Source organism: Streptomyces hokutonensis, assembly GCF_000376565.1.
GTDB lineage: Bacteria > Actinomycetota > Actinomycetes > Streptomycetales > Streptomycetaceae > Streptomyces > Streptomyces hokutonensis.
On record NZ_BARG01000031.1, the window covers coordinates 43349 to 62684 of the forward strand.

The following is a 19336-nucleotide window of genomic DNA, read 5'->3' on the forward strand; positions in this document are numbered from 1 at the left end:
AGAGCAGCCATGGACATCCACGCCGCGGTGGTCCACTCGTTCGACGCCCCGCCCCGCTACGAGCCGTTCGACCTGCCCACCCCCACCGACGAGGACCAGGAACTCGTCGACGTCCTCGCCGTGGGTCTGCACCCCCGTGTGCGCACCGGCGCCTCGGGCAGCCACTACACCAGCACCGGAAAGCTGCCGATGGTGCCCGGAGTCGACGGGGTCGGCCGGCGCCAGGACGGCCGGCTGGTGTACTTCGTCGCCGACGACGGGCTGGCCGGCTCGATGGCCACCCGGACCGTCATCGACGGCCGCCGCAGTGTCCCGCTCCCCGACGGCGTGGACGTGGTGAAGATCGCCGCGGCGATGAACCCCGCGATGTCGTCCTGGGTGGCGCTGCGCCGCCGCGTCCCGATCGAGCCCGGACAGTCGGTGCTGATCCTCGGCGCGACCGGCAACGCCGGCCAGATGGCCGTCCAGGTCGCCAAGCGGCTCGGCGCCGGACGCGTCGTCGGGGCAGGACGGGACCTGGCCCGCCTCGCGACCCTTCCGGGCATCGGCGCGGACGCGACCGTCGCGCTCACCGACGACGCCGATGCCACCGCCGCGGAACTGGCCAAGGAAGCCGCCGAAGTCGACCTGGTCATCGACTACTTGTGGGGCAGGCCCGCCGGCGACGTGATCATGGCGCTGCTCCGGGCCCGCGCCGACCGCAGCCGCGCCCTGGACTGGATCCAGATCGGCTCCATGGCAGGACCGACCCTCGAACTCCCGTCAGCCGCACTGCGTTCGGCGAACTTCCGGCTCCAGGGCAACGGCCAGGGCGCGGTGTCCACCAGGGCGTATCTGGAGCAACTCCCGTCCCTCATCAAGGAGATCGAGAACGGTGGCATCGCGGTCAGCGCCGCACCGGTCCCCCTCGCCGACGTCGAGAGCGCCTGGAACGCGCCCGAGGTTCCCGGCGTACGGACCGTCCTGGTGTCCTGAGGCGGCCATGCCTGATCGGTCGGCCGTCGTCACGGGGCGTCGAGAGCGTTCGTGATCGCCTTCACCCCGCCGTGCGCCGCGTACCCACCGTCCACGGTGATCTCCGCGCCGTTGACGTACGACGCCTCGTCCGACAGCAGATAGACGACCAGCGGCGCCACCTCGTCCACCGTCCCGGCCCGTCCCTGGGGCGTCAGCGACAGATGGGCCTGTACGAACACCGGGTTCGCGGACGCCATCAGCGGGGTCTCGATGTAGCCGGGGTGGATCACGTTCGTACGGATGCCGCGCGGCGCCAACTCCAGGGCGGCCACCTTCGACAGCCCGCGCAGCGCCCACTTGCTGGTCGTGTACGCGACCGCGTGATGCGCGGTCAGACCCGCGACCGAGCCGACGTTCACGATGGACGATCCTGGCGGCATCAGCGGGGTGAGCGCCTGGATGCCGAGCAGGGCGCCCGTGGTGTTCACCGCGAACGCCCTGTTCCAGTCGGTGAGTTGGACGTCGCTGAGCCGTGCCCGCATGGGGATGCCCGCGTTGTTGACCAGGCCGTGCACTTCGGTGAGGGAAGCCGCGAGGTCCGCCCAGTCGTCCTCGGACGACACGTCCAGGTGGCGGTAGGTGACGTCCAGGCCGTCGGCGCGCAGGGACGCGGTGAGCTTCTCGCCCGCCTCGTCCAGGACGTCGGTCGCGACCACCGTCGCCCCCTCGCGGGCCGCCGCCTCCACCTCGGCTGCTCCCTGGCCCTGCGCGGCCCCGGTGACGACGACGGTACGACCGGCCAGACGCGTGCGGCTCACGGGTGCCTCCAAGGGGTACGGGCTGTCCCCGTCCACGCTAGGAAGCCGCGGTCAGCTCCGGAAACGCACGATCGGCATGGGTGGCATCCGTACCGGCGATCTCGTCGGCGATCTCGCGCGCCACCGGATCGTCCAAGGATGCGCCCACCTCGCGGACCGTCTCCCGCAGCCAGCGGTGCGCCGGGTCCGCGTGCCGGTTGTGGTGCCAGTACATGGCCTCCACCAGCGGTACGTCCGGGAAGGGTGTCGGTACGACGGCACAGCGCGCGAAGCCCTCGTAGCGCCGGGCGAGCCGTTCGGGGACCACGGCGACCAGGTCGGTGCCGCTCACCAGGAACGGCAGCACGTTGAAGCCGGGCGTGCTCACCTGCACCCGGGGCGTGATGCCCAGGGTCTCCAACTGCCGGTCCGCAGGGGTGAGTTTGCCGACCGCGCAGGCCGCGTGCGGCATCTCGGCGAGGTCGCGCAGCGAGAGCCGGCCGTCCACCAGACGCGGGTTGTCCGGGTCGACGAGACACATGAACCGGTCGTGCATCACGGCCTCGCTCACGCCCGGCAGCTGATAGCCGAGCGGCACGATCATCAGGTCGTGACAGCGCAGATGGGTCTCCGTCTCCAGCTGCCCGATGACGATCGGGTGGAAGTCGATCCGGATGCCGGGGGCCTCCTGCGCGAGGGCACGCAGCAACGGCTCCACGAACACCGTCATCACGTAGTCGGACATCACGACAGAGAACCGCTGCCGGCTGCGCGAGGGATCGAAGTGCCGGGTCAGCGACAGGGCCTCCTCCGCCTTGTGCAGGGAGGACTGGACGACCGGCAGCAGCCGTTCCGCGAGCGGGGTCAGCTCGTACTCGCGGCCCACCCGCACCAGCAGCTCGTCGTTGAAGTGCCGCCGCAGCCGGGCCAGGGAGCCGCTCATCGCGGACTGGCTGGTGGACAGCCGCACCCCTGCGTGGGTGACGTTCTTCTCCTCCAGGAGGGCTTCCAGAGCCACCAGAAGATTCAGGTCGATTGCTCCCAGACCCATGCGCCTGTCCTTCCGGCCGCGTCGTTGAAGCTCGGTGAAACCGGAGCGTAACGACCGCCTTCCCACCGAGGAAGAGTCCGGGAGGCAAGTCACAGGGATCCGATAGCTGCCATCGGATCCCCGGATGTGTGCAGGTCGGAAGGGTTTGTAGCGGTCCTACGGCCGTGGGGTCCGGCCGCGCTTGCGGGCCCGCGGCAGGTACACGTCCGTACGGCCGGGCACCACACGGTTGGAGAGGGTGCCGAGGCGCTCCACCGCGAGGGTCACCTCGTCGCCGGCCTTCAGCGGTGGCGGGGTGCGCTCGCCGACCCGGCCCCAGAACTCGGCCAGCGCGCCCCAGCCGCAGGTGCCCGAGCCGAGGATGTCCCCAGGGTGCACCCAGGCGTCCCGGGAGGCGTAGGCGATCATCTCCTCGAAGGTCCAGGAGACGTTGGCGAGGGTGTCGCGGCCGATCAGCTCGCCGTTGAGGGCGACCGTCATCTCCAGGTCGAGGAAGCCGTCCGGGTCGCGCCGGTCCTCGACCTCGTCGGCGGTGACCAGACAGGGGCCGAGCGTGTTCGCGAAGTCCTTGCCCTTGGAGAAGCCGAGCCCGAGGTTCTTCTCCGGCTTCTGCAGGTCCCGCGCCGACCAGTCGTTGAAGACCAGATAGCCGACGATGTGCTCACGTGCCCGCTCCGGCGTGAGATCGCGCCCGGCGCGGCCGATGACGACCCCGACCTCCAGCTCGAAGTCGAGCACCGCGCAGCCCGCCGGGATCGGCACCTCGTCGTGCGCGCCGTATGCCGCATGGGGGTTGGTGAAGTAGAAGTTGGGCGCCCGGTACCACTCCTCCGGCACGTGCTCCAGCCCGTCCAGTGACTTCGACACCCCCTCGATGTGCGCCTCGAACCCGACGAAGTCCCGGATCGACGGCGGCTTCAGCGGCGGCAGCAGCCTCACCTGATCCACCGTCAAGTCGCTTGGCTGTCGCAGCGCTTCGGTACCGGCCGCGTGCAGCACCTCCTGCTCCAGCAGGGTCAGTACGGTGACGCCCTCGGGCAGTGGATGGACGGTCCCGTCCCGGACGACCCCGGCGCGCTCCACGCCCTCGTACTCGTATGTCGCGAAACGCATCGCTCACTGCTCCCAGTGGTTGGTGTTGGTGACGGTCCCCGAGCTCAGATAGTCCGCGAAGAGGCCCTTCGGGTCTCGTGCGGCCCGGATCTCCCGCAGTCGCCGCCACTGCTCGTCGCCCATGAACCTCAACTGCCGCACGGTGAAGTCCGAGTCGCCGAGGTACTGGCCGGCCGTGACCGGCTGCATGTCGGCCATCGCGCCGTCCAGCCAGGTGCGCAACTCCGCGTCCCGTGCCGGGTCGTCATGGATGACATATGTGGCGCAGTAGATCTCCGACTGCAACGAGAAGGCCATGTCGGGGAGTTGGCGCAGCGGGGCCATCGAGAACCAGATGGTGAAGGTCTGCCGGGTGGGCTGCTCGGTGAAGGCCTTGCGGATGGCCGGTACGACCTCCTCGGCCGGGCCGGTCAGCCAGGCGTTGTCGACCAGGTAGCGGTGGCCCTCGGGGTTGGCGGTGCGCTGGCCCGCCAACTGCTCGGCCAGGGTGGTCTGTTGGGCCTCCACGCGGAACAGGGCCCGGTCCGCGTACGGGTTGGCGTGCAGAGGTGCCAGTGCTTCGGCGGCCTGCTCGGCGGTGTCGGTCATCGACACGCCCGTGACCAGCAGCACCGGTTCGTCCAGGTCGGGGGGTGTCTGCGTGAGCGCGACGATCTCCACCAGGTCCGAGACCGTGTGGTGCATGCCGTGCAGCCAGGTCATGACCTGGTCGAACAGGTCGAGCGGGTACGCGTGGACGGTGTGCCCGAGGTACTGCGGCAGGGGGCGGGTGCGGAGGTGGAAGCGGGTGACGATGCCGAAGAAGCCGGGTCCCGCGCCGCGTGCCGCCCAGAACAGGTCGCTGTGCCGGGTCTCGTCGGCGCGCACCAACTCGCCCTCGGTGGTGACGACATCGATCGCCACGATGTTCTCCGCAGCCCAGCCCCAACCCCGCGCGTTCCAGCCCTGACCGCCCTGGAGCAGAAAGCCGCCGATGCCGACGGAGGGACAGTGCCCGCCGTTGAAGAAGCGGCCGAACTCGCCGAGATACGGGTTGAGTTCGTCGCCACCCTTGACGCTGGGGGTCGCCGTCACGATCCCGGTCCCCGGGTCGTACGCCATCTCGCGGAAGCCCCCGAGGTCGATCAGCAGCGCGTCCTGGCGCACCGACCAGGCGGCCCAACTGTGCCCGCCGGAACGGACGGCGACCTGCCAGCCCCGCTCCAGAGCCAGTCGTACCCCCTCCACGACGTCCTGTTCTGATTCGGCCATCAGGACGGCCGCCGGTGAACGGTCGTACGGGCGGCGGGCGTTGAAGACCCGGCCGAAGCACGCCGTCTCGAAGTCCTCGTCGTCGGGGAGGTGGAGGGTGCCCGAGAAACGGTTCAGGTTCACGTTCACACTCACTTGATCGCGATCGGGTTGACGGGGGCGCCCACCGCACCCGTGACCGGCAACGGCGCGGCGACCAGCAGGAACTCGAAGACGCCGTCCGCCGCGCAGTCCTCGGCCAGTGCCTCCAGGTCCCACATCTCGCCCAGCGGGAGGCCCATGTTGGGGATCGCTATCTGGTGCAGCGGGGACATCGCGGGCTGCGGGAACTCGTACGGCCGTACCTCGAGTCCCCAGGTGTCGGAGGCGATCGCCGCGATCTCGGTGCGGTGCAGCCAGCCGAGGGTGGTGAAGGAGAGGCCGGGTGCGTCACCTGCGGCGTAGCCGCCCCATGCGCCGAGCCGCCGCACGCGGCCGAGTTGGCCGGTGCGGATCAGGACGAGGTCGCCGCGCCGGACCGAGCTGGTGGCGCCCTGGGCCTCGATGGTGGCCCGCAGATGTTCCTCCAAGATGGGGAAACCGTCGGGGAGTTCACCTTTCTCGTCGCCGACCGCGCGGCCCACGTCGAGCAGGACCCCGCGGCTGGTGAAGGCGTCCTTCATGTGCTCGATGCCGGTGACCGAGTCGCCGTCGCCGTTGACGATGGTGCACGGACGGCCGTTCCAGGCCTGCTTGTTGTCGTAGATGTGCCCGAGGCCGTCCCACTGTGTGGAGGCCTGCAGGGGCATCACGACGTGGTCGTCGGCGCCGCCGAAGCCGTGCGGGAAACCCTGGGTGCCGGCCGCCGCGTCGGAACCGGTGTCCTTCATGTAGTGCACCGGGTTGATACGGCCGCGGAAACCGCGCTGCGGGCCGGACTCGTTGAACTCCTGCGCGAGCGAGAAGGACCGTCCGCGCCGCACCAGGCCCACCGCGTGGGCGCGGATCGCGTCGTCGATGAAGTTCAGGGTGCCGAGCACGTCGTCCTCACCCCAGCGGCCCCAATTGCGGTAGGCGGAACGGGCCTTGGCGAGCTCTTCCTCGATCGGGCCGAGAGCGGGGCGGGTCGTCATCGGGTGTGTCCTTTCAACAGCAGGTCGAGAGCGTTGCCCCCGGCGATCGCGGCCCGGTCGGCGGGGTCGAGCCCGGCCGCGTCCAAGCGGACCACCGGATCGTCGACACCCATGTCGAAGGGATGGTCGGTACCGAGGACCACCCGGTCCGCACCCACCTCCTCGACGAGTCGGCGCAGTGCGCGCGGGGTGTACACCAGCGCGTCGAACCACATCCGCCGCAGATAGGAGCTGGGCAACTCGGCGCAGCCGCGGGCGTCTTCGCGTACCCGCCAGGCGTGGTCCGAGCGGCCGATGTAGGTCGGCAGATAGCCGCCGCCGTGCGCGGCCACCAGCTTCAGGCGCGGGAAACGGTCCAGGACACCGGTGAAGATGAGCTGCGAGAGGGCGACCGTCGTCTCGACGGGTTGGCCGACCGTGTTTCCCAGGTAGTCGGTCGCCAGGCGTTCGCCGAGGGAGCAGCCCCAGGGATGGATGAACACGACCGCGCCCAGTTCTTCGGCCCGCTGCCAGACCGTGTCGTGTGCGGGGTCGGCCAGTTCGCGGCCGTCGACCGTCGTGGAGACGCTGATGCCGTACAGGCCATGGTCGTTGACCGCCTGGTCCAGCAACGCGACTGCCAGGTCCGGGTGTTGGAGCGGGACGGTGCCCAGGCCGAACAGCCGGTCCGGTGCGGTGGCGCAGTGGGTGGCCACGCCCTCGTTGACGGTACGGGCGAGCCTGATCGCGAGGTCCGGGTCCGCCCAGTAGTGGTGCATCGGCATCGGGCCGACCACCTGGATGTCGACGCCCATCGCGTCGAGGTCCGCGAGCCGGGTCGTTACGTCGGTCAACTTGGATGCCAGGCGCTGGAGTTGGGCGCGGTTGACGGCCAGGGACGCGGGGGAGTGGGCGCGCTGCTCGGCCGCGAGCTCGGCGGCGAGGCCCGAGGTGCCCGCGACCAGGGCGTCGGCGGCGGGGACGGCGAGGTGGCCGTGGAAGTCGACCACCGGTGAGGCGGTCACGCCGCCGCCGTCAGGTTGTCGAGCGTCTCCGACATGATGCGGGCGGGGTCGGCGCCGGGCGTGCCCGGGTGGATCTCCCAGTCGGCGAGCCGTAGGGAGTTCTCCAGGACCATCCGCACCCGGGGGAGCCGCCTGGCCATGAAGCGGTCCAGGGCCCGATCCGTCGGCTCGTCCGCCGTCACCAACTCGGCCAGCAGCACCGCGTCCTCCATGCACATCGCCGCGCCCTGCGCGATCAGCGGGGGACAGGCGTGCGCGGCGTCGCCGATGACCATCGCGCGGCCCCGGTGCCAGGGCTCGTCGACGAGGATCGCCTCGATCCAGCGGTAGTCGACCGCCGTGTCGTCGGGCAGCGAGGCGAGGATCTTCCCCCAGGTCCCGCCGTACCCGGCGCCGCGCTCGCGCAGCAGGGAGAGCGGGGCGCGCGGGCCGATGAGCGAGGTGTCGAGGTTCTCGTCGAGGAGGTAGGCGTAGCATTGGTCCGGCGAGATCGGGCTGTAGCCGGCCTTGAAACGGGGCCCGCCGTAGTACACCTCGGCGCAGTCCATCTCGGCCGGGCGGTCCGCGACGACCCGGAAGATCGACATGCCGACGGGAGTGGGCTTGGCGTCGATGCCGATCAGCGCGCGCATCGCCGAGTTGATGCCGTCGGCGCCCACGACAAGGTCGTAGCGGCCGGTCGTACCGTCCGTGAAGGACACGTCCACATGGCCGGGCGACTGGTCGAGCCGGTCCACGCTCAGCCCGAGGCGCACCCGCACCCCGTGCCCGCGCACCGCGTCGCACAGCGCGTCCTGGAGATCGGAGCGCAACGCGCCCGCCGTGGACGGCAGTTCGGGCCCGCCGGTGTGCGGGGTGTTCAACTCGGTGATCAGCCCGCCGTCCGCCGTGCGCAGCCGCATGATGTCGAAGGGCACCGCCCGGGCCAGCACCCGGTCCAGGACACCCACGGAACGCAGCGCCTTGAGCGCGTTGCCCTGGACGGTGATGCCATGGCCCACACCGAACCACTGCGGAGAGATCTCGACGAGCTCCACCTCGGCGCCCCGCTGGGCGAGCGCGAGACACAGCACGCTACCGGTGATGCCGCCGCCGACGACGAGCACCTTCTGTACGGGCATGGGCGATCCTTGCGAACGTAGACAGCGGAGTGGGGGAGTCAGCCGGAGAAGCGGGCGCCGAGTTCGTGGAAGTGCTCGACGGCCGGCGACTCGGCGAAGAACGGTCCGACCAGGGCCCGCCAGCGCGCGAAGGGCTCGGACTCCCGGAAGCCGACCATGTGTGCCTCGACCGAGTCCCAGCCGACCAACAGCAGGAAGACTCCCGGCCGTTCGACGCCTTGCAGCAGCTCGGCCCAGCGGAACCCGTCGGCCTCGGCCAACACCTCGCGGGCCTTGCCGAACACCTCCGCGAACTCCCGCTCCCGACCCGCCTCGACGGTCAGCTCGGCATGCTCGACTATCACGTTCTTCTCCTCGGGAAAGTGGGTGCTCCGAGCCTGCGTGGGCGGTCGATCCACGGTCAACGGATCGAGGCATCGGCAAGGGGGACGTCATGCATCCCGTACGGCGATGGAGGCGCAGTTCAAAGGGTGGCGGGCCGGTGATGGCAGGCATCGCGGATCGCCATTTCCGCCGGGTGCCCGGGCTGCCTAGCGTCGAGGTCGAGCCCCCACCCGTACGAGGAGAGCGCCGTGCCCGATCCACAGCCCACCCACGCCGGACCCTTCGCCCTCGGTACGTTCGCTGCCGGCGCGGCGGTCTTCCCCGGCCTGGTCACCGGTTCCCGAGTGCGTGACCTCTCCGACCTCGTGCCCTCGGTCCGGGCGCTCGTCGAGGACTGGGACGACTGGCTGCCCCGGCTGGCCGACCTCGCCGGGTCCTCCGACGGCACCTGGCACGACCTGGCCGCACTGCGTGTCCTGACCCCTCTCGAACCTGGCCAGATCCTGCAGAGCGGCGCCAACTACCGCAAGCACGTGGTCGATCTGGTCGCCGCCGAGAAGGAGAGCGTGCACGGAGCCACCCCCGAAGAGGCCCGCGCCGACGCCGAGCTGATGATGGACGAGCGCGCCCGCAACGGCGTTCCGTACGTCTTCCTCGGCTCCCCGCGCGCGATCAGCGGTCCCTACGACGACATCGTGCTCCCCGCGCTCGGCGAACAGCACGACTGGGAACTCGAACTCGCCCTGGTCATCGGCAAGTCGGGCAAGAACATCCCGGCCGAGGAGGCGATGGACCACGTCGCCGGTTACACGATCTCGAACGACCTCACCACCCGCGACCGCCTCTACCGGCCCGACCTCAAGGCCATCGGCACCGACTGGTTCACCGCCAAGAACGCCGACACCTTCCTGCCGACCGGGCCCTTCCTCGTACCGGCCGCCTTCGTCGGAGACCCAGAGGACCTGCGGATCACCCTGCGCCACAACGGAGTTGTCCGCCAGGACGAGTCGACGAAGGACATGATCTTCGACATCCCACGGCTCATCGCCTATGTCTCCACAACCACCACACTGCGCCCCGGCGACCTGCTGCTCACCGGCTCCCCGGCCGGAAACGGCGCGCACTGGGGCGTCTTCCTGAAGCCCGGCGACGTCGTCGAGTCGGAGATCACCGGCCTCGGCCACCAGCGCAACACCGTCAGGAGCGGACAGTGACCTTCCAGCCCATCACCCATCTGCGCCATGTCGACCTGGCCGTACCGGACTTCGCCCGCCAGCGCGCCTTCTACGGCACCACCTGGGGCCTGACCGAGGTCGCGGGCGACAGCGGCGTCGCCTTCTTCGCGGCCGAGGGCAGCCCCGAGCAGTACATCGTCCGGATCCGGGAGGATGAGCGGAAGCGGATGGACCTGGTGGCCTTCGGGGCCGTATCGCCGGATGCGGTGGACGAGCTGCACGGGCGGCTGGGCCGGTCAGGTGTCCAACTCCTCGGTGAGCCACGTGCGTTGGACACCCCGGGCGGCGGCTACGGCTTCCGGTTCTTCGACCCGGACGGACGGGTCGTCGAGGTCTCCGCCGACGTCGCCACCCGCACCCACCGCAAGATCGAGGAGCGCGAGGCGATCCCCGTCCGGCTCTCGCACTGCGTGGTCAACTCCCAAAATCCGGAAGGGCTTCGGGACTTCTACGTCCAGCACCTCGGGTTCCGGCTCACCGACACCCTGTACTCGACGCACATGGGCGACCTCATGTACTTCCTGCGGTGCAGCCCGCTCCACCACTCCTTCGCGATCGCCCGGGGACCCCATGTCTCCCTGCACCACGCCTCGTTCGAGATGCGCGGGGTCGAGGAGTACATGCGGGGCACCGGGCGGGCGTTGCGCGCCGGGACCCGGCTCACCTGGGGGCCCGGCCGGCATCTCGCCGGCGACAACACCTTCTCCTACTTCCACGACCCGCACGGCAACACCGTCGAGTACACGACCGAACTCGCCGTCCTCGAAGAGGACTTGTGGCACCCGGGCCGCCATGACGTCGACGACCCGATCACCCAGGACCAGTGGGGCACCGCCGACCCGATGAGCGAGTCGGTCGCCAAGGAGCAGTTCAACGACCCCGATGTGCTCTTCGAAGCGCCGCCGGTCTGAGCAGAACACCCAACCCGCATGAGAGAGGCCGCAGTTGTGGCAACGATCCTGAAGAGCGCCGTACCCAAGGCGGAGGTCGCCGCCTCCCTCGACCAGGTGCGCGAGACCGTGACCGGCGTCATCGCGGACATCCGTGCGCGCGGCGACGAGGCCGTGCGCGCCTGCTCCGAGAAGTTCGACAAGTGGAGCCCCGACTCCTTCCGGCTGTCCGACGAGGAGGTCGAGAAGATCGTCGCGTCGGTGCCGCAGCAGGTCATCGACGACATCCGCTTCGTCCAGGACCAGGTGCGCGGCTTCGCCCGCCACCAGCTCGACTCGCTGCGGGAGTTCGAGGTCGACACCCTCCCGGGTGTGCGCCTCGGCCAGAAGCACATCCCCGTGCAGGCGGCCGGCGCCTACATCCCCGGCGGCCGTTACCCGCTCACCGCCTCCGCCCACATGACCATCGTCACCGCCAAGGTCGCGGGTGTGCCCCGGGTCGTCGCCTGTACGCCGCCCATCCACGGGGAGATCCCGGCAGCCACCGTCGCCGCCATGCACCTCGCCGGAGCCGACGAGATCTGGCTGCTCGGCGGAGTGCAGGCGGTGGCCGCCATGGCCGTCGGGACGGACACGATGCGGCCGGTGAATCTCATCGCGGGACCCGGCAACGCCTATGTCGCCGAGGCCAAGCGGCAGCTCTTCGGGGAGATCGGCATCGACCTGTTCGCCGGGCCGACCGAGATCCTCGTCCTCGCCGACGAGCAGGCCGACCCGTTCGTCTGCGCCGTCGACCTGCTCTCCCAGGCCGAGCACGGCCCGGACTCCCCGGCCGTCCTCATCACCACATCCCGCGAGGTCGCCGAGCAGACCATCGCCGAGGTGGAACGCCTCCTGCCCGGCATGCCCACCCGTGACTTCGCCGGGCCCGCCTGGCGCGACCACGGTCAGGTGCACGTCGTCGACACGCTCGACGAGCTGTACGCCCTCGCCGACGAGTTCGCCTTCGAGCACGTGGAGGTGCTGACCGCCGAACCGCGCCTCGCGCTGGAGCGCATGACCCAGTACGGCGCCCTGTTCCTCGGCGAGGGCACCTGTGTGTCGTTCGGCGACAAGGTCATCGGCACGAACCATGTGCTGCCCACACGTGGTGCCGCGCGCTACACCGGCGGCCTGTGGGTGGGGAAGTACCTCAAGACCGTGACCTACCAGGAGGTCACCGACACCGACTCCCAGACACGGCTCGGCCGTCTGTGCGGACGGGCGGCCCGCGTCGAGCTGTTCGAGGGGCATGCACGCTCCGGTGACGTACGGGCGGCGAAGGCGGCGGGCGACGAGCTGCCGTGGAACACCGCATGACCCTGGACGGACGTACGGCACTGGTCACGGGCGGCGGCGGACCGCTGGGACGTGCCTTCGCGCTGGCCCTCGCGGACGCCGGGGCCCGCGTGATCCTCGTCGGCCGCAACGAGACGGCGCTCGCGGAGGCGGCGGCACATGTGGTCAAGGACGGCGGACAGGCCCGTTCGGCCGTGTGCGACGTCTCCGACCCGTCCGCCGTCAGCGCCCTGGCCGCCCAACTCGCCGACGAGGACGTGACGTTGCTCGTCAACAACGCCGGAGTCGCGGGCCCCGTCCGGCCCCTCGTCGACATCGAGCCGGACGAGTGGGACGACGTGTTCGCCGCCAACGTCCGGGGCGTCTATCTGATGTGCCGGGCCTTTCTGCCGCCGATGCTCGCGGCCGGACGCGGTGACATCGTCAACGTGGCCTCGGTCAGCGGCAAACGCCCGCTGCTCAACCGCACCCCGTACACGGCCTCCAAGATGGCGCTGCTGGGCCTGACGCGGACCCTCGCCGGGGAGGTCGGGCCGCGGGGGATTGCGGTCAACTCCCTTTCTCCGGGCCCGGTTCGGGGGCCGCGCATGGACCGCAACTTCCGGCTCACCGCCGAACTGACCGGCTGCACGGTCGCCGAGGCCGAACGCGACTTCGCCTCCCGCGCCGCCCTGGGCCGACTCGTCGAGGAGCACGAGGTCGCGCAGGCGTTGGTGGCGATGCTCGCGATGCCCGGCCTGTGCGGGGCCGACATCGACCTGTCGGCGGGGATGATCGCCCCGGCGTAGCCGCAGCACGTACGAGAACGGTGAGGTGGACGGCCCACGAGCCGCCCGCCTCACCGCCATGTCCGAGCTTGCACTTCGGCTATGACAACTCTGTGTGACCGCCATGAAATGGTCGGCGTGATCCGAGGCATCGGGCTCCCATATGTGTGTGCCGCCCGCCTATTCCCTGGTTCTCAAGGCTGCTTCACTCCCTCGTGCGCACCTTCGGTGCCTCCGCCGGGCCCGTCCGCATCCCGCGTTCGACGGCCGGCCGGTCACACTGCGCAACGGCGCATCGAAACCTGGGAAGGCAAGCAATGACGCTGATCACCCGACGCTCGGTCCTGATCGCCGGTACCGCCACGGCCGGAGCCGTACTGGTGCCGGCGGTCTCCGCCACCGCCGTGCCGACGGCCAAGAAGGCTTCGGGCACGCGGATCTCGGTCGCAGCCGGTGAGACGTACACGGTCTCCGCGACCACCCGCGTGAGCGAGCTGTCCATCGCGTCCGGCGGGAAGATCGTCGCCCCGGACGGCGCCGGCCTCTCGCTGACCGTCGACGGCGTGGAGACCGGACAGCTGCTCACCGCCACCGGCGCCACGGCCACCCTGATCCAGGCCGGCACCTACCGGGGCGATGTCGTCCTGACCGTCACCGCGGCCAACGAGGTGACGTACGAGACGCTCACCTTCCCCTTCCGGCAGGCGGTGTACGTCGACGGTGACGGCGTGGTCAAGGACAAGTCCGTCCTCGCGGCCGTTCTCGGTGGCAAGCTCACCGACGCCTACGCCAGGAACGTGTCGATCACCTCTACCGGCGAGTGCTTCGACGGCGTGTACGTCCAGGACGCCACCTACACGCTCGACCGGCCGTCCATTTCCCTTACCGGCAACGGCCGTTGCGACTTCGCGGGCTACGGTGCCGCAGTCGTCGGCGACGGTTCCTCGACCACCCTGGTCGTGGACGGCGCCCGCATCGACAACAAGGGAGTCGTCCGCACCGCCGTCATCGCCAACGACGGCGCCAACGTCATCGTCAAGGACTCCGTCCTCCGCGCCCGCAACGGCGTCCTGCCCGCCGACTACCAAGCCACCGTGGAAACGCCGTACATGGAGTCCGTGCCCTGGATGCTCGGCCTCGACGGCAACGTCCGCGCCACCAACCTGATCGGCAAGAACAGCAAGGCCACCTACCTCAACTCCACGATCTTCTCGGAGACTTGGGGCGCCCTGTCGGTCGAGGGCGGCAGCGGACTCAAACTGACCGCGATCAACAGCCACTTCGGCAACACGGGGGAGTACGGCTACGGCACCTATGCCATCGGCGACGCGACCGTGCGGGTGCTCGGGTCCCGGCTCGACGTCGGCAGCTACGCGACCATCATCGCGGGCCCCGCAGCGGTCGTGCACTACGGCGACAGCACCAGGGCGGCTGTCTCCGCGCTCAACACCGAGCTGGAACTCGGGCTGTCCAAGGGCGAGTTGGCGTCGATCCCGGTGCGCAACACCGTCGTGAACTCCGGGCACTTCGGCTACATGTTCTTCGGCACCGGCCAACTCACCCTCGACGGCGGCACGGTGATCAACTCCGAGCGGGCCACCTTCCTCAACAAGGGCCAGCAGACCACGATCGGCGTCGACGGTTCGCAGGGCGCCCGGCTCAACCCGCGCGACGGGATCATCCTCCAGATGATCGAGCTGGACGACCCGGGCCCGGTGCCGGTCAACGGCAAGATGATGAACATCGGCGTCTACACCGAGCCCACCGGCGATCCGGCGAAGGACGCGAGCTTCGACCCCACCGCCGTGCACACCACCGACGGAGCCGCCACCTTCAACTCCATTGCGTTGAAGGGCGACTTCTACAACGGCATGCGCAAGGGCAAGAACATGGTCCTCACCTTCGAGGATGCGAGCGTCGAGGGCGTCATCTCCGCGACGGCGGCCAAGCACCGCGTCTCCAGCATCGACGCGTCCACCTTCTACGAGCTGGGCATCGTCACCAACATCGCGCAGGCCGCCGTCAACAACGGCGCGATCGTGCAGCTGAACAGCGGCTCGACCTGGACGGTCACCGGCACCTCGTACCTGACCCGGCTCGCCCTCGCCGCCGACGCGACCGTCAAGGCGCCCCGGGGCAAGAAGGTCACGCTGACGGTCGACGGGACGGCCACGGCGATCACGGCCGGCCAGACCTACACGGGCGCGCTCACCCTGACCGTGGCGTGACCCGTGGAGGAGGCGCGAGGCTCAACCGACCGGCGCCTCCTCCGAGTTGGCGCGCTGCTCAACCGATCCGCGCCTCCGCGTCCTTGGCGATGGACTCGAACCGCGCGGCCATCGCCTCCTGGAGCGCCTGCGCCCCCGACAGCGGACGGACCATGACCATCAGGTCGTCGATCAGGCCCTCCTCGTTGACGTGGATGAAGTCGCAGCCGGTCAGCCGGCGGTCGCCGACCCGCGCGCTGAACACCAGCGCGTGGTCGGGGCCGTCCGGGTCGCCGATCTCCCGCTCGTAGCGGAAGTCCTCGAAGACCCGTGCGACGGCGTGCAGGATCGCCGCGGTGATCGCCTTCCCGGGGTACGGCTTGAACACGACCGGGCTGGTGAAGACCACGTCCTCCGCCAGCAGCGCCTCGACGGCGTCCATGTCCTGCGCCTCGACCGCCTCACGGAACGCGCGCATCGGCTCACCTCATAGTCAATTAGTTGAGTAGGTGTGGATGAGACTAATCAACCGCTGTTAGCGTGTCCACATGTCCCTCAAGTACGCGGTCCTCGCGGCCCTCCTGGAAGGCGAGGCCTCGGGCTACGAACTGGCCAAGACCTTCGACGTGTCGCTGGCGAACTTCTGGCCCGCGACCCCGCAGCAGCTCTACCGCGAACTGGAGCGCCTCGCCCAGGACGGACTGATCGCGGCACGGGTCGTACAGCAGGAACGCAGGCCCAACAAAAGGATGTTCACGCTCACCGAGGCCGGCCGCCGCGACCTCGACACCTTCGCCGCCGAGCCGCCCAGACGTCCCACGGCCATCCGCGACGAGTTCCTCATCAAGATCCAGGCCATGGACGGCACCGACCCCGCCGTCATCCGCGAGCTGATCGAGGAGCGCAGGTCGTGGGCGCGCGGCAAGCTCGACCGCTACGAGCGGGTGCGGGACAGGCTCCTCGGCGGGCGGACCGAGGAGGAGTACCTCCGGGAAGCCGACCGCATCGGGCCCTACCTCACGCTGATGGCCGGGATCACCTTCGAGGAGGAGAACCTGCGCTGGTGCGAACGGGTTCTCGCGGTCCTGAAGCACCGGGTTGCCCTAGGCTGACCCGGATGTTCAGCCCCGAAGGTCCCAGTCTGCGCGAACTCGCCGTCCAGGCCATGTCGTCCGTCGAACACGGCTACGACCTCCTCGCGCCCAAGTTCGACCACACCCCCTTCCGGACCCCGGCCCCGGTGCTCGACGCGGTCGCTTCCACGCTGCGGCGCATCGGGCCCTTCGACGACGGCCTCGACCTCTGCTGCGGCACCGGCGCGGGCACCGAAGCGCTGACGACGGTGTGCCGGAAGAGCGTCACCGGCGTCGACTTCAGCGCGGGCATGCTCGCGGTCGCGCGAGAGCGCGTGAAGAGCGACGAACCCCGTCTGTCGTGGGTGCGCGGCGACGCCCGGGCCCTGCCGTTCGGGCCCGACTTCGACCTGGTGGTCAGCTTCGGCGCGTTCGGCCACTTCCTGCCCCGCGAACTGCCGGGCCTGTTCGGCCAGGTCCACTCCGTGCTGCGACCCGGCGGATGCTTCGCGTTCCCCCTCCTCGCGCCGCCACGCCCCACCTCGCCCGCGTACTGGATGCTGTCCGGCTTCGACACGGTGATGAAGATCCGCAACGCCGTCTGGCGACCGCCCTTCGTCATGTACTACCGGGACTTCCAACTCGGCTTCGTGCAGCGCGAGTTGCGGCGGATCGGCTTCGACGTCGACCTCTACGCCCTGCCCGAGTTCGGGTACCGGGGCGACGGCAGCCCCCGCGTCCGCATGGTCGCGGCGCGACGGCTGCCGTAGCGGCTGGTGCGGGTGTCAACTCGTCGTGGATGCCGCCGACTTGATGACCTTTGTGACCAGGTCGGGGTGGGAGATCATCACCACGTGAGAGGCGTCCACCACGACCGTGTGCGAACCAGCCCGCTTGGCCTCGAAGCGTTCCAGGTCGGGCGCGATCGCCCGGTCCTGCGCCGCCACGACCGCCCACGAGGGGATGTCGTGCCAGGCCGCCGCCGTGGTGACGTCCGTGAACGCGGCTGAGCTGATGGGGCGTTGGGAGGCGCCAAGCAGTGCGGAGGTGGACACCGGGAGGTCGGCGGTGAACACCGCGTGGAACTTCGCGGTCTGGATGGCCAGATCGGTACCGCCCGAGCCGTCGGGCAGCGGCTGCAAAGCGTCGTTCAGCTGCGACCCGGGGAATCGCGCGGCGAGTTCGCCCAGTTGCTCGCCCTTGTCGGGCACGAAGGCCGCGACGTACACGAGCGCCTTGACGCTCGGGTCGCCGGCGGTCGCCTGGGTGATGACCGCGCCGCCGTAGGAGTGACCTACGACGACCTTCGGGCCGTCGATGGTCTTGAGGAGCGCGGAGAGATAGGCGGCGTCCGAGGTCAGTCCGCGCAGCGGATTGGCGGGTGCCACGACGGTGTAGCCCGCCTTCTGGAGGCGGGAGGTCACGGCCGACCAGCTCGACGCGTCGGCGAACGCGCCGTGCACCAGGACCACGGTGGGCTTGGGTCCGCTGGGCTTGCCTCCGGTGGCGGGTGCCGCCGAGGCGGGGAGAGCGGTGGCCGCGAGGGTGCCTGCTGCGGCAACTGCCCCCAGCAGTAAGGGTCTACGGGACATCGTCATCGGTCAGCTCCAGAGGAGGTCGAGGAGATCGGCGTAGAACGGTTGCTCGTAGGTGCCCGTCCGGGAGTTCAGGCGTAGCGGCGCACGAACGACAGGGCGGTGTCCGCGACTTCCTGCCAGCCGTGGTCGATGGTCAGTGCGTGGCCCCGGCCCTTGATCTCGGTGATCTCGGTGACGCCCTTGTTGTGCTGCTGCTTCTTGTAGGAGGCGTTGGCGATCGACCAGGGCACGGTGTGGTCCTTCTCGCCCGAGATGATCAGGAGCGGCCCGCGCTCGGGGTTCTCCGTGTCGACCTTCGCCTCGGTCCACGGGTTGAGGTTCGCGGTCGCCGCCTGGAACAGCGGGGCGCCGGGCGCGGGCACCGCGAACGTCTCGTACAACTCCCGTGCCTCCTCCTCGCTGACGGCGTTGGCGAATCCGTAGCGGAACTGGTCGTAGGTCAGGGGGACCGCGCGATTGCGGTTGGCGGGGTTGCTGAGGACGGGTGCGGAGGAGCGCAGCGCGGACACCGGCAGGGGCAGCACGCCCCGGAAGGGTGCCGGGTCGATGGCGACGGACACGGCGGAGAGTCCGCGCCCGGCGAGGATCTGGGTGAGGAGTCCGCCGAAGGAGTGGCCGACGATCGCCGGTTTCCGCGTCAGTGTGCCGATCAACTGCGCCAGATGATCGGCGACTTGGCCGACCGTCTTGCCGGCCATGACCTCGGGGTGCGCGTTGGCCTCCGCGACCGTCTCCGGGTCGTCGGGCCAGGACAGGGAGACCGGCGCGTACCCGGCCTGCTCGAAGTGGGCTGCCCAGCGGTCCCAACTGCTCGGCAGCAGCCACAGACCGTGGACGAAGACGACCGGCGTACGTTCGACGGCGTTCGCCTTTTCGATCTGTTGTACGTCGATGTGGGTCATGTTCGGAAGTATGCGTCCAAGGCTGTCCTGGAGTCCGGCATATGACAGCACTGGGTGGAGAGCGACGCCATTGTCGCCTTGCGGGTGATCTCCTACGCTGAGCGGCGTGTGGTCAAGCACGCTGTCCGGGAACGGAGTTGTGCATGCTCAGCAAGGGTGAAGCCGCCGAAGCGGTCCGGCAGGCCAAGGTCAAGACCGGTGTCACATGGGCCCAGTTGGCGGAGGCCGTGGGCCGACCGCTCGCCTGGACCACCGCGGCCCTGCTGGGCCAGCACCCCATGAACAAGGACGAGGCGGCGACCGCCGCCGCCCTCCTCGAACTCGGTGAGGACGCCGCTCTCGCCTTCCAACTCCAGCCGACCCGCGGCGCGTTGGACGCGGCTGTCCCCGTGGACCCCACCATCTACCGGCTCTACGAGGTCATCCAGGTCTACGGCCCCACCATCAAGGAACTGATCCACGAGCAGTGCGGCGACGGCATCATGAGCGCCATCAACTTCCGCCTCGACGTCAGCCGTGTGCCCGACCCGGCAGGTGACCGGGTCGTCATCACCCTCGACGGGAAGTACCTCCAGTACCAGTGGGAGTGACCGGGG

The 19336-nt window shown here is 69.8% G+C and carries 20 protein-coding genes; 9 read left to right on the plus strand and 11 right to left on the minus strand.

The annotated features are described in order from the left end of the window. Positions 1 to 9 precede the first annotated feature (9 nt). Positions 10 to 975, plus strand: coding sequence for a quinone oxidoreductase family protein (locus SSP08S_RS17745; protein ID WP_019068952.1), 966 nt, complete (start codon positions 10 to 12; stop codon positions 973 to 975). 29 nt (positions 976 to 1004) lie between these two features. Here SSP08S_RS17745 and SSP08S_RS17750 read toward each other — a convergent pair whose 3' ends face one another. From SSP08S_RS17750 to SSP08S_RS17785, 8 genes are all read right to left on the minus strand, one after another. Next, on the minus strand, positions 1005 to 1775 hold the full coding sequence (locus SSP08S_RS17750) for an SDR family NAD(P)-dependent oxidoreductase (RefSeq protein WP_019068953.1): 771 nt from the start codon (positions 1773 to 1775) through the stop codon (positions 1005 to 1007). A 37-nt stretch (positions 1776 to 1812) separates the two neighbouring features. Beyond that, positions 1813 to 2805, minus strand: coding sequence for a LysR family transcriptional regulator (locus tag SSP08S_RS17755; protein ID WP_019068954.1), 993 nt, complete (start codon positions 2803 to 2805; stop codon positions 1813 to 1815). Positions 2806 to 2961: 156 nt separating this feature from the next. Continuing rightward, the gene (locus SSP08S_RS17760) at positions 2962 to 3918 is read right to left on the minus strand and encodes a fumarylacetoacetate hydrolase family protein (protein ID WP_019068955.1); all 957 of its coding nucleotides are present in this window, start codon (positions 3916 to 3918) and stop codon (positions 2962 to 2964) included. Positions 3919 to 3921: 3 nt separating this feature from the next. Further along, entirely contained in the window at positions 3922 to 5292 is a 1371-nt protein-coding gene (locus SSP08S_RS17765; protein WP_019068956.1) for an FAD-binding oxidoreductase, read from the minus strand. 8 nt (positions 5293 to 5300) lie between these two features. Next, on the minus strand, positions 5301 to 6281 hold the full coding sequence (locus tag SSP08S_RS17770; protein WP_019068957.1) for a cyclase family protein: 981 nt from the start codon (positions 6279 to 6281) through the stop codon (positions 5301 to 5303). Continuing rightward, positions 6278 to 7285 carry an amidohydrolase family protein gene (locus SSP08S_RS17775; RefSeq protein ID WP_019068958.1) on the minus strand — a complete coding sequence of 336 codons (1008 nt, stop codon included), beginning with the start codon at positions 7283 to 7285 and terminating at the stop codon, positions 6278 to 6280. The genes SSP08S_RS17770 and SSP08S_RS17775 overlap by 4 nt, the downstream gene beginning before the upstream one ends. After that, positions 7282 to 8406, minus strand: a complete 1125-nt coding sequence (locus SSP08S_RS17780; RefSeq protein ID WP_019068959.1) for an FAD-dependent monooxygenase — start codon at positions 8404 to 8406, stop codon at positions 7282 to 7284. Before SSP08S_RS17780 ends, SSP08S_RS17775 begins: the two co-directional genes overlap by 4 nt. A gap of 38 nt (positions 8407 to 8444) precedes the next feature. Then, positions 8445 to 8750, minus strand: a complete 306-nt coding sequence (locus SSP08S_RS17785) for an antibiotic biosynthesis monooxygenase family protein (protein WP_019068960.1) — start codon at positions 8748 to 8750, stop codon at positions 8445 to 8447. A 228-nt stretch (positions 8751 to 8978) separates the two neighbouring features. Here SSP08S_RS17785 and SSP08S_RS17790 point away from each other — a divergent pair, with 228 nt between their 5' ends. From SSP08S_RS17790 to SSP08S_RS17810, 5 genes are all read left to right on the plus strand, one after another. Further along, entirely contained in the window at positions 8979 to 9944 is a 966-nt protein-coding gene (locus SSP08S_RS17790) for a fumarylacetoacetate hydrolase family protein (protein WP_019068961.1), read from the plus strand. Continuing rightward, a complete protein-coding gene (locus SSP08S_RS17795) occupies positions 9941 to 10876 on the plus strand; it encodes a VOC family protein (RefSeq protein ID WP_019068962.1) in 936 nt (311 codons plus the stop codon). The genes SSP08S_RS17790 and SSP08S_RS17795 overlap by 4 nt, the downstream gene beginning before the upstream one ends. An 18-nt stretch (positions 10877 to 10894) precedes the next feature. Then, entirely contained in the window at positions 10895 to 12214 is a 1320-nt protein-coding gene (hisD, locus tag SSP08S_RS17800) for a histidinol dehydrogenase (RefSeq protein WP_245607899.1), read from the plus strand. Further along, entirely contained in the window at positions 12211 to 12981 is a 771-nt protein-coding gene (locus SSP08S_RS17805) for an SDR family NAD(P)-dependent oxidoreductase (RefSeq protein WP_019068964.1), read from the plus strand. The genes hisD and SSP08S_RS17805 overlap by 4 nt, the downstream gene beginning before the upstream one ends. Before the next feature lie 296 nt (positions 12982 to 13277). Then, positions 13278 to 15188, plus strand: a complete 1911-nt coding sequence (locus tag SSP08S_RS17810; protein ID WP_019068965.1) for a hypothetical protein — start codon at positions 13278 to 13280, stop codon at positions 15186 to 15188. 58 nt (positions 15189 to 15246) lie between these two features. On the opposite strand, the gene SSP08S_RS17815 is transcribed toward SSP08S_RS17810, so the two are convergent. Continuing rightward, positions 15247 to 15645 carry a nuclear transport factor 2 family protein gene (locus SSP08S_RS17815; RefSeq protein ID WP_019068966.1) on the minus strand — a complete coding sequence of 133 codons (399 nt, stop codon included), beginning with the start codon at positions 15643 to 15645 and terminating at the stop codon, positions 15247 to 15249. Positions 15646 to 15715: 70 nt separating this feature from the next. Here SSP08S_RS17815 and SSP08S_RS17820 point away from each other — a divergent pair, with 70 nt between their 5' ends. Both SSP08S_RS17820 and SSP08S_RS17825 read left to right on the plus strand, forming a co-directional pair. Next, complete coding sequence (locus SSP08S_RS17820; protein WP_019068967.1) at positions 15716 to 16279, plus strand: PadR family transcriptional regulator; 564 nt, start codon at positions 15716 to 15718, stop codon at positions 16277 to 16279. A gap of 5 nt (positions 16280 to 16284) precedes the next feature. Next, positions 16285 to 17010 carry a class I SAM-dependent methyltransferase gene (locus SSP08S_RS17825; protein WP_019068968.1) on the plus strand — a complete coding sequence of 242 codons (726 nt, stop codon included), beginning with the start codon at positions 16285 to 16287 and terminating at the stop codon, positions 17008 to 17010. Between the two features lie 15 nt (positions 17011 to 17025). Here SSP08S_RS17825 and SSP08S_RS17830 read toward each other — a convergent pair whose 3' ends face one another. Both SSP08S_RS17830 and SSP08S_RS17835 read right to left on the minus strand, forming a co-directional pair. After that, positions 17026 to 17832: an alpha/beta fold hydrolase gene (locus SSP08S_RS17830; RefSeq protein WP_245607900.1), complete on the minus strand. Its 807-nt coding sequence runs from the start codon at positions 17830 to 17832 to the stop codon at positions 17026 to 17028. Positions 17833 to 17906: 74 nt separating this feature from the next. After that, on the minus strand, positions 17907 to 18740 hold the full coding sequence (locus SSP08S_RS17835) for an alpha/beta hydrolase (RefSeq protein ID WP_019068970.1): 834 nt from the start codon (positions 18738 to 18740) through the stop codon (positions 17907 to 17909). A 143-nt stretch (positions 18741 to 18883) separates the two neighbouring features. Here SSP08S_RS17835 and cynS point away from each other — a divergent pair, with 143 nt between their 5' ends. Continuing rightward, positions 18884 to 19330: a cyanase gene (cynS, locus tag SSP08S_RS17840; RefSeq protein WP_019068971.1), complete on the plus strand. Its 447-nt coding sequence runs from the start codon at positions 18884 to 18886 to the stop codon at positions 19328 to 19330. Positions 19331 to 19336 lie beyond the last annotated feature (6 nt).